At 43.0% G+C, this 13,545-nt stretch carries 15 protein-coding genes and 2 tRNA genes; 12 read left to right on the top strand and 5 right to left on the bottom strand.

Features of this window, described 5'->3' with window-relative positions:
• The first annotated feature begins 9 nt into the window (after positions 1-9).
• Genes lepB through ADA42_RS08950 form a run of 8 tightly spaced genes read left to right on the top strand, consistent with a single transcriptional unit; the run spans position 10 to position 5,278 of the window.
• The gene (gene lepB, locus ADA42_RS08915; protein WP_004939254.1) at positions 10-837 is read left to right on the top strand and encodes a signal peptidase I; all 828 of its coding nucleotides are present in this window, start codon (positions 10-12) and stop codon (positions 835-837) included.
• Positions 838-861: 24 nt separating this feature from the next.
• Positions 862-1,236 (top strand): DUF4845 domain-containing protein, encoded by a 375-nt coding sequence (locus ADA42_RS08920; RefSeq protein WP_004948629.1) that lies wholly within the window; start codon positions 862-864, stop codon positions 1,234-1,236.
• Positions 1,208-1,900: a ribonuclease III gene (gene rnc, locus ADA42_RS08925; protein ID WP_004939248.1), complete on the top strand. Its 693-nt coding sequence runs from the start codon at positions 1,208-1,210 to the stop codon at positions 1,898-1,900. Before ADA42_RS08920 ends, rnc begins: the two co-directional genes overlap by 29 nt.
• A gap of 11 nt (positions 1,901-1,911) precedes the next feature.
• On the top strand, positions 1,912-2,940 hold the full coding sequence (gene era / locus ADA42_RS08930; protein WP_171249929.1) for a GTPase Era: 1,029 nt from the start codon (positions 1,912-1,914) through the stop codon (positions 2,938-2,940).
• 15 nt (positions 2,941-2,955) lie between these two features.
• Complete coding sequence (locus ADA42_RS08935; protein WP_004939242.1) at positions 2,956-3,150, top strand: NF038104 family lipoprotein; 195 nt, start codon at positions 2,956-2,958, stop codon at positions 3,148-3,150.
• An 11-nt stretch (positions 3,151-3,161) separates the two neighbouring features.
• Positions 3,162-3,872, top strand: coding sequence for a DNA repair protein RecO (gene recO, locus ADA42_RS08940; protein WP_048764759.1), 711 nt, complete (start codon positions 3,162-3,164; stop codon positions 3,870-3,872).
• Between the two features lie 13 nt (positions 3,873-3,885).
• Entirely contained in the window at positions 3,886-4,611 is a 726-nt protein-coding gene (gene pdxJ / locus ADA42_RS08945) for a pyridoxine 5'-phosphate synthase (protein ID WP_048764761.1), read from the top strand.
• 10 nt (positions 4,612-4,621) lie between these two features.
• Positions 4,622-5,278 (top strand): tRNA-(ms[2]io[6]A)-hydroxylase, encoded by a 657-nt coding sequence (locus ADA42_RS08950; protein ID WP_004939234.1) that lies wholly within the window; start codon positions 4,622-4,624, stop codon positions 5,276-5,278.
• A gap of 90 nt (positions 5,279-5,368) precedes the next feature.
• On the opposite strand, the gene ADA42_RS08955 is transcribed toward ADA42_RS08950, so the two are convergent.
• Positions 5,369-5,444: transfer RNA gene (locus ADA42_RS08955), tRNA-Asn, on the bottom strand.
• Between the two features lie 7 nt (positions 5,445-5,451).
• A tRNA-Asn gene (locus ADA42_RS08960) sits at positions 5,452-5,527 on the bottom strand.
• A gap of 236 nt (positions 5,528-5,763) precedes the next feature.
• Here ADA42_RS08960 and ADA42_RS08965 point away from each other — a divergent pair.
• On the top strand, positions 5,764-6,189 hold the full coding sequence (locus tag ADA42_RS08965; protein WP_004939231.1) for a hypothetical protein: 426 nt from the start codon (positions 5,764-5,766) through the stop codon (positions 6,187-6,189).
• Between the two features lie 166 nt (positions 6,190-6,355).
• On the opposite strand, the gene ADA42_RS08970 is transcribed toward ADA42_RS08965, so the two are convergent.
• Positions 6,356-7,588: a pyridoxal phosphate-dependent aminotransferase gene (locus ADA42_RS08970; RefSeq protein ID WP_048764762.1), complete on the bottom strand. Its 1,233-nt coding sequence runs from the start codon at positions 7,586-7,588 to the stop codon at positions 6,356-6,358.
• 210 nt (positions 7,589-7,798) lie between these two features.
• On the opposite strand from ADA42_RS08970, the gene ADA42_RS08975 reads away from it, so the two are divergent.
• Complete coding sequence (locus ADA42_RS08975) at positions 7,799-7,981, top strand: hypothetical protein (RefSeq protein ID WP_004939225.1); 183 nt, start codon at positions 7,799-7,801, stop codon at positions 7,979-7,981.
• A gap of 69 nt (positions 7,982-8,050) precedes the next feature.
• On the opposite strand, the gene ADA42_RS08980 is transcribed toward ADA42_RS08975, so the two are convergent.
• The gene (locus tag ADA42_RS08980) at positions 8,051-9,478 is read right to left on the bottom strand and encodes a sensor domain-containing diguanylate cyclase (protein ID WP_048764765.1); all 1,428 of its coding nucleotides are present in this window, start codon (positions 9,476-9,478) and stop codon (positions 8,051-8,053) included.
• Positions 9,479-9,608: 130 nt separating this feature from the next.
• Positions 9,609-10,424 carry an A1S_2505 family phage non-structural protein gene (locus tag ADA42_RS08985; RefSeq protein ID WP_048764915.1) on the bottom strand — a complete coding sequence of 272 codons (816 nt, stop codon included), beginning with the start codon at positions 10,422-10,424 and terminating at the stop codon, positions 9,609-9,611.
• Positions 10,425-10,640: 216 nt separating this feature from the next.
• Here ADA42_RS08985 and ADA42_RS08990 point away from each other — a divergent pair, with 216 nt between their 5' ends.
• Both ADA42_RS08990 and uvrB read left to right on the top strand, forming a co-directional pair.
• Complete coding sequence (locus ADA42_RS08990) at positions 10,641-11,333, top strand: SDR family NAD(P)-dependent oxidoreductase (RefSeq protein ID WP_048764767.1); 693 nt, start codon at positions 10,641-10,643, stop codon at positions 11,331-11,333.
• Between the two features lie 74 nt (positions 11,334-11,407).
• Positions 11,408-13,429 (top strand): excinuclease ABC subunit UvrB, encoded by a 2,022-nt coding sequence (gene uvrB / locus ADA42_RS08995; RefSeq protein ID WP_004948610.1) that lies wholly within the window; start codon positions 11,408-11,410, stop codon positions 13,427-13,429.
• Positions 13,430-13,545 lie beyond the last annotated feature (116 nt).

Genomic DNA, 13,545 nt, shown 5'->3' on the forward strand with positions numbered 1-13,545 from the left:
GACTCGCCCATGGATTTTGATTTTAATTTAATTCTCGTTCCTGTCACGCTCATTTTTTTCTTGGTGTGGCTTCTCGACAAGTTGGTGTTTAAGCAACGTGTAACCAAAGGACGGGGAAGCGAAAATTTTATCATTACTTGGGCGTACGACTTCTGGCCAGTGCTGGCCGTGGTTTTAGTGCTTCGCTCGTTTATTATTGAACCGTTTAATATTCCGTCTGATTCAATGGTGCCTACCCTTGAAACTGGCGACTTTATTCTGGTCAATAAATACGACTATGGCGTTCGTCTTCCGATCGTAAACACCAAAATTCTTGATGTAGGTGAGCCAAAACGCGGTGATGTGATTGTATTTCGTTATCCACCACAACCGACCATCAGCTACATCAAGCGTGTGGTTGGTCTGCCGGGCGATCATATTGTCTATGATCATGGTCAGTTAAGCATTAATGGTCAGAAAGTACCTAAAGTTGCGACTCAGTTTAGTCGTGAAAAAGACAGTTTAGACACTCCAACCTCGATTTATCATAAAGAGACCTTGGGTGAGCATACCTTTACCATGCGTGAGCTTGAAGGGGTCAACATTGCACGCCAAGCGCCGTTTATCAATTACATCGACAACGGTAAATATGCCGCTGAAGACGGAATGTACTGGGAAGTTACGGTACCAAAAGGGCATTACTTTGCCATGGGCGATAACCGTGATCAGAGTGCAGATAGTCGCTTTTGGGGATTTGTACCTGAAGAGAATCTGACTGGGCGTGCATTCTATATTTGGATGCATAAAGAACCTGGCTTTAAGATTCCATCCTTCAACCGAAATGGTACAATTGACTAAAATTAGAAATTAGGACAACAACAAATGCGCAAGTCTCAATGGGGTGCTTCGTATTTAGGTGTTTTTTTGGGGATTATTGTCTTTGCTTTAGTACTTAAAGCAGCAGTGGCAGTTGCTCCGGCTTATTGGGATGATCGAATCATCAATAACCAGATCGACGCCTTAATGCGTGAATCTCCTCGCAATATCGCGGTCGATAAATTTGTGACCCAGATGAATCAGCGTTTAGACATGAACAGTGTACGTGACGTTCGATTTAACGAGATTGCAAAGGTAACGAACAAAGGTGGTTTACGCGTTAGCAAACAATATGAAGTAAGAAGACCGTTCTTGTTTAATATTGATTTAGTTATAAAATTTGAGAAAAATTTTGAACAAAACGCAGTCCAAGCTCAGTGATCCAAGATTACAGAGTCGGATCGGATACGAGTTTAAGCAGTTGGAATTACTTCAGCTTGCACTCACGCATCGATCTGTTAGTCACAAGTACAACTACGAGCGCCTTGAATTTTTGGGCGACTCGCTGTTGGGTATGATCATTGCCAATTATTTGTATCAGACTTACCCGCATGAAAATGAAGGTCGCTTAACGCGCATGCGTGCGACCTTGGTGCGTCAAGAAGCGCTTGGTAAAATCGCAAATGATTTGAAACTGAGTCGCTGTTTAATTTTAAGCACAGGTGAATTAAAATCGGGTGGACATCATCGCGAATCAATTCTGGCCGATACGGTCGAAGCGATTATCGGTGCAATTTATGTCGATAGCGCCGATTTAAATTTGTTAAACAAAATTGTTTTAAACTGGTATGTACCCTATCTGGATCATATCGAACCGACAGATCAGTTAAAAGATCCGAAGTCGCGTTTACAAGAGTATTTACAAGCACGTAAAAAACCTCTCCCTGTTTACGAGGTTGTGGATATTCAAGGGGATGCCCCTCACCAGCACTTTAAAGTAGAATGTGTGGTAGCCGGGCTACCAAATGTTTTAGGTGAGGGCTCGAGCCGCCGTTTTGCTGAGCAAGCAGCTGCGGCAGAAATTTTAAAGTTATTGGAGCAGTAATTTGCATGTCGATGCATTCTGATCAAATCAATCCAGATTCACATGATAATGATGAAAATCAATCCCCAAATCTGATTGATCAATTTTTTAGTTCCGCCGGTGTCGAGATACCTTCCGACTTCCGTAGCGGCTTTGTTGCAATTGTTGGGCGTCCAAATGTGGGTAAATCCACATTAATGAACCATTTGTTGGGTCAAAAACTTTCGATTACTTCACGTAAACCGCAAACCACACGTCATAAAATTGTGGGAATCGATTCACGCGAAAAATCTCAAGCGGTGTATGTCGATACGCCGGGTATGCATAAAAAAGAAGTGCGTGCGATCAACAAGATGATGAATCGTGCAGCGCACTCTGCACTGCGTGACGTGAACTTGGTGCTATTTGTGGTCGATGGTCACAAATGGACTCAAAATGACGATCTTGTGCTTGAAAAGCTCAAAAACGCAGATATGCCGGTCATTATGGTGATCAACAAAATTGATACCGTAGAAGAAAAACGCAGCTTGCTGCCTCTCATTCAAGAGCGCGCAAAGCTCATGAACTTTGCAGAAATTATTCCTGTTTCTGCGCTTCGTGGTGCAAATCTAGATCATTTGCGTGACATCATTGAAAAATACCTGCCGTTTCAACCGCCATTGTATTCTTTCGATCAAGTGACCGACCGTTCAGAGCGTTTCTTGGCCAGCGAAATTATTCGCGAAAAAATCATGCGTCAGCTTGGTGAAGAATTGCCATACGATTTGACGGTACAGATTGAATCATTTAAAACCGAAGAACCGACGATAAGTGAAAAGACTGGCCGTATGAAGCCTGCTTGTACCTATATCGATGCGACTATTTTTGTTGAGCGTGCTGGACAAAAAGCCATTGTGATTGGTGACAAAGGCGCTAAACTCAAACGGATTGGTATGGAAGCACGTACAGACATGGAAAAAATGTTTGAACAAAAAATCATGCTCACGCTTTGGGTGAAAGTCAAAGGTGGCTGGTCTGATGATGAGCGTGCGCTGAAAAGCTTGGGCTATAGTGATATTTAAACAAGAGTAATGTCGATGACAGTCATGATTCGCTGTGTTGTTCTGCTGGGTTGCGTGTTGATGCTTCAAGGCTGTATTACCAAGATTGTGACTGTTCCTGTCAAGGTGGCCTACAAAACCACTAAAGGGGTGGTTAAAGGTACTGCTGCGGTGGTGGGTGCCGTGATTCCCGATGGGGATGACGATAAAGACTCAGCCAAGAAGGATTAGTTTGCGTTTTTATGCGAAACCAAGTCCTTCATGGTTATCTGATTCATCACCGGCGTTATCGTGAAAAAAGTCATATCGTGCATTTGTTTAGCGAAGAATACGGTCGTATCGATGGTATTCTTCGGCAAAATCCTCCTCCGCAGTATCAGCCTCTTACCTTGCAAGCCATAGGCAAAGGTGACTTAAAAAATTTTACCAAGCTCGAAATTTTAAACTTTCCGGTTTTCTTTCAGGGCGATGCATTTTTTGCCGGATTTTATCTCAACGAAGTTTTACTGCGTTTATGCCCGCTAGAAGAGCCTATGCCAGAAACTTTCCGGCACTATCAGCACACATTGCTGCAATTACAACATTTACATCAACAACAGGCACCGAGTCATTACCTGAAACAGATTTTACGGCAGTTTGAGCATGTGTTATTGCAAGAGCTGGGCTATGCCATCGATTTTGAAATCGATGCCAACCAGCAACCGATTAATCCGTTAGCGCACTATCAGTTTCAGTCTACAGAAGGCTTTATGCCTGTTTTACAGCACACCCAGTCGACCTTGTCTGGACAATTGATTGGCTGCATGCAGAATTATCAAATCGGGAACGAATTTTCTCCCGACCAATTACAATTATTAGGTAAACTATACCGTCAGATGATTACGTCCCTTTTGGGAGACCGACCATTAAAAAGTCGCCATTTGTGGATTCAAAATACTCAATCTCGTTCATAAATAGGATGTTTGTATGGCTGCTTTGCTTGGCGTCAATATCGATCATGTCGCAACTTTGAGACAGGCCAGAGGAACCGTTTATCCAGATCCTGTACAGGCTGCACTGGTGTGTGAGCAAGCAGGTGCCGAGGGCATTACACTGCATTTGCGTGAAGACCGCCGTCATATTCAAGATGACGACGTACGTCGTATGCGTCCAGTGCTTAAAACACGTATGAACCTTGAGCTTGCAGTGACAGATGAAATGATTGCATTTGCCAAGGAAATTCAACCTCAACATGTTTGCTTTGTTCCAGAGCGACGTCAGGAAGTCACCACAGAAGGTGGGCTAGATGTTCTGGGGAATTTTGAAAAAGTGAAAGCAGCGACAGCTGAATTAACTGCCATAGGGTGTGATGTGTCGTTATTTATCGATGCCGATGTTGCCCAGATTGATGCTGCCATTGCCTGTGGTGCGCCGACGATTGAACTGCATACAGGCGCCTATGCCGATGCAAGCAGTGAGCAACAACAGCGTGCCGAGCTAGAGCGGATTGTACGTGGCGCTGAATATGCTGCAAGCAAAGGGCTGGTAGTAAATGCAGGGCATGGCCTGAATTTAGAGAACATTACTCCGATCGCTGCGATCCCGCAGATTCATGAATTGAATATTGGTCATTCGATTATTGCAGATAGTGTCTTTGTTGGACTTGAGCAAGCTGTAAAGCAAATGAAGGCTGCGATTCAAGCGGCAGGATAAGTGAGTCAAGATGTCAAGTCCAAACTATGATGAACTGATGCAACCTGTAATTGAATTCTTGGGGTGTCAAACACCTCAAGCATGGTTGAACGAAGCGCTCAATAATCTTGAATTATTAATGCAAGATCACGCCAATTGTGAAAAAAAAGCAGCAGGAACAGCCATGAATTTGATGTTCCGCTACAGTTTTTTTACAGATTTACAGGTGAAGCTGGCGCAACTGGTGCGTGAAGAAATGTTGCACTACGAGCAAGTGCTCGAGTTGATGAAAAAACGTGGGCAGGAATGGAAGGCGGTCAGTGCAGGGCGCTATGCGGGTGAACTTCGCAAACAAATTAGAACCTATGAGCCAGAAGCACTCATTGATGTTTTAATCATTGGTGCTTTTGTTGAAGCGCGTTCGTGTGAGCGTTTTCATGCCTTGGCACCGCATGTCGATGACGAATTAGGGCGTTACTACCGATATCTACTCAAGTCTGAATCTCGGCATTTTGAGGACTATCTGGCACTGGCTTTAGAGGTTGCACAAACGGCAAAAATGAAGAACCCTGAAGAGGATATTCAACAGCGCATTGTGCAAATTCGTGAAGTAGAAAAAAACCTCATTCTCTCAGCAGATAAAGTGTTTCGTTTTCATAGTGGCGTACCAGAAGCACAGGCTGCTTAAAATAAAAAAACCTCTTTGTATAAGAGGTTTTTTTATAGCAATTTTTAGGCAAAAAAAAGCCCGCTTTAATACTGCGGGCTTTTTGATATTTGGCTCTCCCACCTGGGCTCGAACCAGGGACCTGCGGATTAACAGTCCGTCGCTCTACCGACTGAGCTATGGGAGATTAGTTTTGGCTCTCCAACCTGGGCTCGAACCAGGGACCTGCGGATTAACAGTCCGTCGCTCTACCGACTGAGCTATGGGAGAATCTGAATGCGATTATAAGGAGATTTTGACAGGGGTCAAGCCAAATTTGTCATCTTTGTTTCATTTTTAGTGTGTATGTTTCTTATTTGAGCAAACTGGCTCAAATTATCAATTTTGCTTGCACGGCACGAAAATCACTGTTATGTTTTATATAAGAGAACGTTCAGATGGTCATCTGAACAGTGTGGATTTAACCAACTTGCCAGCACTAAATGGCTAAACCGGAGGGCTATATCATGCCGACTCTTCAAATTGAACAAATCTTTTCTGATTTCGCTTTCTATCAAAAAAACTATCTCGACATTATTCGCGATCCTCAGCAGTATTATCAAAATGTCACCGACGCGCACATTCATTTTGCCGTTTTTAGTCAAGAAAAAATCTATTTAGGCGATTTATTGCAACTCTGGTTTGGCGATAAATGGACTGAGCATCAGGTTAAATTGCTACATGATTCAGCGGATCACTTGTGGGAACGTGCGTCTGAAAGCTGGGATAACTCATTATTTTTGTTTTCCATTGAGCGTAGCGGTTTATTTTCTCCTGCTTATGCCTATGCATGGAGCACACAAGATCAGCAGGTAAAACAGATCGAGATTGATCATACCTTTCCGTATTATTGTCATTATTTAACACTATCACGCCCTAAGCGTTATAGCTAAGCAAAATGCTGTATAAAGCTATATGATGAGCGGGATGCAGTGTATTTAAACGTATAAATAGCTGTGCAAAAATAAAAATATAAAAAGTGAAAAATAATGAACGATTCAGCCATAAAAAAAGCCTATCCGAAGACAGGCTTTTTTTATAAATCGGGAACTCAAACAGTTAAGCTGTTTTTTCAGCTTGAATTGATGCAATGGCTGCATCGATACCGTCAATGGATTCTGCCGCTTTTTTAATACGGGCTAATGCATCAACCAATACTTCATCTGCGGTAGCGTATGAGATACGCATAAAGCCACCAAGACCGAATGCATCACCAGGTACAACTGCAACACCAGTTTCTTCTAATAACCACTCAGAAAACTCGGTGCACGATTTGAGGCCTTTGGCACGAATCAATGGGCGAATGTTGGCATAGGCATAAAATGCACCATCCGCAGGCAGGCAAGAAATACCATGAATGGCATTTAAGCCGTTTACAACCAAATCATGACGACGTTTGAACGCTTCAATCATTGGCTCTAACACATCTTGAGGGCCATTTAGTGCTGCTTCTGCTGCAACTTGTGAAATTGAGGTTGGGTTAGAAGTCGATTGCGACTGAATCTTCTTCATTGCGCCAATGATTTTTGCAGGACCCGCTGCATAGCCAATGCGCCAGCCAGTCATGGCATACGCTTTTGAAACACCATTTAATACAATGGTACGGTCGTATAAATCGGGTGCCACAGTCGCGATGTTGTAAAATTCATCTTCCCAACGAATCGGTTCATACATATCGTCAGATGCAATATATACTTGTGGGTGCTGACGAAGTACATCGGCAAGTGCTTCAAGCTCTGCTTTGGTGTAAATCATACCTGTCGGATTTGATGGGCTGTTCAATACCAATAAGCGTGTATTTGGAGTAATGGCTGCTTCAAGCTGCTCTGGGGTAATTTTAAAGCGTTGCTCTTCACCGCACTTCACGATGACTGGCGTACCTTCGGCAATAATCACCATATCTGGGTAGCTCACCCAAAATGGTGCTGGGATGATTACTTCATCACCTTTATTAAGCAACGCAAGTGCCAAATTGAAGAACGATTGTTTGCCACCACATGAAACCAAAATCTGGTTTGCTTGATAATCTAGATTATTGTCACGCTTGAATTTTGCAATAATTGCTTTTTTTAAGCCTGGCGTACCATCTACTGCGGTATATTTGGTGAAGCCATTGTGAATTGCTTCAATCGCAGCATCTTTGATGTGTTGCGGGGTATCGAAATCTGGTTCACCTGCACCTAAACCAATCACGTTTTTTCCTGCAGCTTTGAGTTCTGCTGCTTTGTTCGTAACGGCCAAAGTAGGGGACGGCTTGATGGCATTTACACGATCAGACAGACGTACGTCCACGGCAATATTCCTTCTTGTGGGATAAAAAATAAAAGCACACTATCTTAGCCCAAAAACCTCAGTTCGTGTTTTATTATCAAAACAAAAATAAAAAAACATTCAGAGACACCTGTAAATTCAGCTTGATCATCATCATTTACGATTTTTAAAAGCATCCTGAAGCAAAATCATTTAATATATGCGTTGTTCAAGAAAACTTGAGTACAGAACATGAGTCAAGCCAAGCCAAAAGCCAAAAAAGCTTTGGTTAAGTTACCTTTTCCAATTGCAAATCCAGCAGATCAAAACGAAGAGGATGTCGCACACAATTATGTGCGTCCGAAACCTGAGCAGTATGCAGACCGCACCTGGATGCCACCGCGCGGAACACGTCGTTCGATGGGAAAACGCTAAGCAGCGTCATCAAACAATTAAAAAGCCCCTGCAAAATTGTAGGGGCTTTTTTGTATGAGATAAAATGGTTTAAACGCGATCATGATGCATTTTTTTCTTTGTATACATCTCGGCATCTGCGCGCTTTAACATGCTTTCCATCGTTTCATGTTCGCGTGTTGTGGCATATCCCATAGAAATACTGATCGGCTGACTCGAATAAAACTGATTATCCAAAGTGAGTAGGGCATCAATGGTTTGTAGCATCACGCTGACCGCCGTTTCGTCTGCTCCATGCATTAAAATTACAAATTCATCGCCGCCAATTCTAGACGCCGTATATGGAGTTTGCTGAATCGATTGCGTTAAGATCTGACCCACACGCCTGAGTACATCATCTCCCGCATCATGACCATGATAATCATTGATAGCTTTAAGCCCGTTCATGTCTAAAAAAATACATGAGATAGGGCGCACCATACTTCGTTCTAAGCGATGAATTTCTTCGCTATAAAACGAGCGGTTATGAAGTTTGGTCAGCACATCGTGTTTACCTAAATACTCAAGGTAATTTTCTGCCTTTTTGCGTGCTGTAATATCGGTTAAGGCGACCTGCACAATGCCCCAGTTGTGCTCATAACCCGGAAACACGGTAAATTGCAGTAATACATTGCGAATACTCCCATCGAGTGCATAATTAATTGCTTCTCGCTGATGATGAATATTGCCTTTCCATAACTCGATAAGCTGTTCACGAAAGGTGCTGAGCATTTCTTTTGCAAATATTTTATGCGTATTTTTAAGCAGTGTTGCTTTATCGGGTGCTTGAAATAAATCGAGGGTCGCTTGATTGACATCTAAAATCAGGATGTCTTCCACACATTGATTGACAAACTCGGGATGGACATCAATAAAGGTTCTAAAGTCATCTATTCCCAGCTGTCTGAGCTGATCAAGCCGGAATTTGACACGACTGAAATCTTCAACCCATAACGAGGCCGGTGAATAGTGAAAACGAGATTCGGCCAGTCGACGATTTTTTTCTTCTAAGCGGCGTGCATGGTGAACTTGGGTGACATCTTCAGTAGTGACCAGTACACGCGCAAATGAATTTTCATAGCCCGGTAAAATGGTACCGTGCAATTGTATATCCAAGCGCCGACCACTGAGCGTGTAGTTGACGGCCATACTTGAAAATAGCGTTTTACCTTCCCATAAATCGACCAATTCATTCAAATGTGAATCGAGCATGTCTTGCTGAAAAATAACCGCCAGATTGTCGCAAAGCTGCTCAAACGATGCTGCTTCAAAAAGTTGTAAGGTTTTTTGATTGACACGAATCAGCTTGATTTTATGTGCGCATTGTCGAACACGTTCGAGATCTTCACGAAGAAAAGTTCGTAAATCTTGGATTCCTTGATCACGCCACTCATCAAACTGAATTTTGATCCCGCTGTAATCTTCGAGCCACATTGGAATAGGTGCAAGATCAAAAATTGAAGAATCTAGCGTAGGCATGGTGGCTCAACTTTCAAGGGCTATTTTTTCAGCAGTATAATCATAAGCCTTGTGTTTTTAAACAAAAAATAAGGCTGGCTAAAAAAAACATCCAGTTAGGTCATCTTTTTTTTACTGCTTAAAATGACCTTTAAGTGGTTTCGCTGATGGCTTGGCCTCGGTTTGCCGGATGAACAATTTCGATTTCGTTACGCCAGAGTTTGACGAAATCCTGTTCATCAATGTCATATAGTTCCATCAATGCAACAATCACGCTGATAAAAATCATGGCGCCTTCGGTATTGCCATGAAAATTAAAGATTTTACCGTTTAATTTTCCAAGAATGTCTTTTAGCTCGTGTTCACGACCACGTCCGTAACGATCTCGTGGGTATAAATCTTCATTTAAGACAATTAATGCAATGGCTTTCTCGGTATCACTTAATGATGTTTTTTGTAGTGCATCCTCGAAGGATTCACTGCCATGATCGAAGTAAAAAATCACCTCATCGGTAATAAATGCTTGCACCATACGCGAGGTGAGATTTGGAAACAGTGAAACCGCGTTCTCTTCGATATACGGTTTAAATGATTCTGGAAAGATAATATTGCTGCTCATACCACGAAATAGTGGCGCGATTTCCGATACTTTGTAGCCTGCTATCCCGCAGCCGAGTGCCGTTAAAAAATACGTCATTTTGCTGTGATTTTGAGCATAAATTTTAAAATCATGGATATAGTGCGCAATCTGTGAAAGCGGCATTTGTTGTTGGTGTTCATTTAAGGTAGGAATCGCGAAGCTTTGGCCCGCCCAGCCACGTCCTACACCTTTTACAGCACCAAAATGCTGTGCGGCGATACGTGCAGCACCATGCGTATGTTGCCCAGCCATGTTGCTACCAAATACAAATACGGTATTTTCTGGTAGCTCAGTCACAATTGTTTCGTCGTGGTATTGAAAGCTCATCATGATCTTATTCTTGCTGTAATAAGTTCATGGTGCAATTGATTCAGTCACAAATCAAGCAAAAAATAGTGCGCTTTTTTATTTTACAGGGCGTAGTAGCGTGACATGATTTTGAGTGAAACAGATCAAGAATAGCAAGATTATTTTTTCATGACATAAAATTCACACGCATTTTTTTATGCTGAATCTGTAGAAAATCATTATAAAGAGAAGATCATGAGCATACTTGTCGCAGGCGCCTCTACAGGCATTGGAAATGCATTGGTTGCAGCGCTAAGAGCGCGTTCAGACGAACCAGTTTACACCATTAGCCGTTCGGATTTGGGGCAGCATAATTTACAGATCGACTTATCCGATGCCTCGAATATTTCGGCAGTACAGACTTTTCTTGCTTCAATTCAACCGACCCGCGTTTTTTGCTGTGCAGGTATGTTGCACGATGACACCCATATGCCAGAAAAAATGCTCAGCCAGATTCAGGATGACTGGGTGTTTGAATCTTTTTCAAAAAATGTGCTCACGCATATACATCTTGCACAAGCCTTGGCTCCTGTTTTGACCAAAACCTCTTCACTCAAATGGCTATCTTTATCGGCTAAGGTGGGCAGTCTGGATGACAATGCATTGGGTGGCTGGTACAGCTATCGCATGAGCAAAACCGCTTTGAATATGTTTATTAAAAACCTGAGCATTGAGTGGGGGCGTAAATCGCCTGAAATTTATGTGGCGAGCTTACACCCGGGAACCACGAATTCTGAGCTGTCTAAACCTTTTCATAAAAATATTTCACCAGATCGATTGTACAGTGCAGAGCAGACTGCTACGCGTTTGATCGATGTTATGGATCATTTTGGTCAGGCAGAGCTGGGTAAATTATTAAATTGGGACGGCACTGTAATTGCCTACTAACGACCAGTCATCGGGCTTGAAAAGTTTCAGTTTGCCCTAATAGTTTGTATGACCCCTTATTTTTGAGCGTGCCAGTGAACGACAACCAGCCTTTTGATTTAGTGACAAGTTTCCAACCCGCAGGTGATCAGCCTCAAGCGATTGAAAAGTTGGTCAATGGCATTGAGCGCGGCTATCGTAACCAGCTATTACTTGGGGTTACGGGTTCGGGTAAAACCTATACCATGGCCAATGTGATCGCGCAAACACAGCGTCCGACCATCATTATGGCTCACAATAAAACGCTGGCTGCTCAGCTTTATGGTGAATTCAAGGCCTTTTTCCCGAATAATTCGGTTGAATACTTTGTAAGTTACTACGATTACTATCAACCAGAAGCATATGTGCCTTCGTCGGATACTTTTATTGAAAAAGATGCCGCGATTAACGACCACATCGACCAGATGCGTTTGTCGGCTACGCGTGCACTTTTAGAGCGACGCGACGCAATTATTGTGGCCTCGGTTTCGGCCATTTATGGTTTGGGTGACCCTGAAGCGTATATGAAAATGCTCTTGCATGTGGTGCAAGGCGATCGTGTCAATCGTGACGATTTGATTCGCCGTCTGGTCGAGATGCAATATACCCGGAATGAGCTGGAATTTTTACGAGGTACCTACCGTATTCGCGGTGAAATTCTGGATGTGTTTCCTGCCGAATCCGATCAGTTCGCGATTCGCATCGAGCTGTTTGATGATGAAGTCGATTCAATTCGCTGGTTCGATCCGCTCACAGGTAAAATGCAGCGTAAAGTACCCCGCGTGACAATTTATCCAAAAAGCCATTATGTTACGCCTAAAGATAATCTCACCCGCGCCATCGGTACGATCAAAGATGAACTGAAAGAACAACTGAAATTCTTTAAAGACCATGACAAGTTGCTTGAAGCACAGCGCATTGATCAGCGTACTCGCTATGATTTGGAAATGATGCAGCAGCTTGGATACACCAACGGTATTGAAAACTACTCACGGCATCTTTCTGGGCGCCCGGCAGGCGAAGCACCGCCAACATTGTTTGATTATATTCCAGATGATGCCTTACTGATTATTGATGAGTCACATGTGACCGTACCGCAAATTGGCGCCATGTACAAAGGTGACCGCTCTCGTAAAGAAAATCTGGTGAATTACGGTTTTCGTTTGCCAAGCGCACTGGACAACCGACCGATGAAATTTGAAGAGTGGGAGCGAATTGTTCCGTCGACAATTTTTGTCAGCGCGACACCAGCCAAGTATGAGCTAGAAAAGTCTGAGCAGATTGTGGAGCAGGTGGTGCGTCCAACTGGTTTGATTGACCCGGAAATCGAAATTCGACCAGTACTCACACAGGTCGATGACGTACTTTCCGAAATCAACCTGCGTAAAGAGATTGATGAGCGCGTGTTAATCACCACACTGACCAAACGTATGGCAGAAGATCTCACGTCTTACTTAAAAGAATATGGTATTAAGGTGGCCTATCTACACTCAGACATTGACACTGTAGAGCGGGTGAAAATTATTCATGAGCTGCGTACTGGTGTATATGATGTGCTGGTGGGTATTAACTTGCTGCGTGAAGGGCTCGATATGCCTGAGGTGTCTTTGGTCGCAATTTTAGACGCAGATAAAGAAGGCTTTTTACGCTCTGAGCGTTCTTTAATTCAGACCATTGGGCGTGCAGCGCGAAATATTAAAGGTAAAGCCATCTTATATGCCGACAAGATGACGGATTCAATGCAAAAAGCCATTGATGAAACTGAGCGTCGTCGTACCAAGCAAATTGAGTTTAATGAACAGCATGGCATTACACCACGTAGTGCGGTGCGTCAGAAAATCAAAGAGATTGATACAGGCGAAGTCTTTAATGAAGACGAGATAGAGCTGTCTGAATCTGCTCAGGCGAAAGCACTGAGTGCAGATGAGCGACATATCTTGGCAGATCCTAAACTGTTAGCGAAACATCTGGCCAAGCTTGAAAAAGAAATGCTCAAAGCTTCCAAAGAGTTGCAGTTTGAGCAAGCCGCTCGTATCCGTGATGAAATCTTGCGACTTAAAGCGCAAATGATCCAGTAATATCAATGAATGTAGAGCTAAGTGCTACATATCTCTACATTAATTTCAAAAAAAAGCGCTACTCTAATGAACAATCCGTTGCAAACTATCATGATGAGCTAATATTTGAGGGAACT

The sequence above is a fragment of the Acinetobacter sp. 243_ASPC genome (genome assembly GCF_001054715.1).
In the GTDB taxonomy this organism is placed as follows: Bacteria; Pseudomonadota; Gammaproteobacteria; order Pseudomonadales; family Moraxellaceae; genus Acinetobacter; species Acinetobacter soli.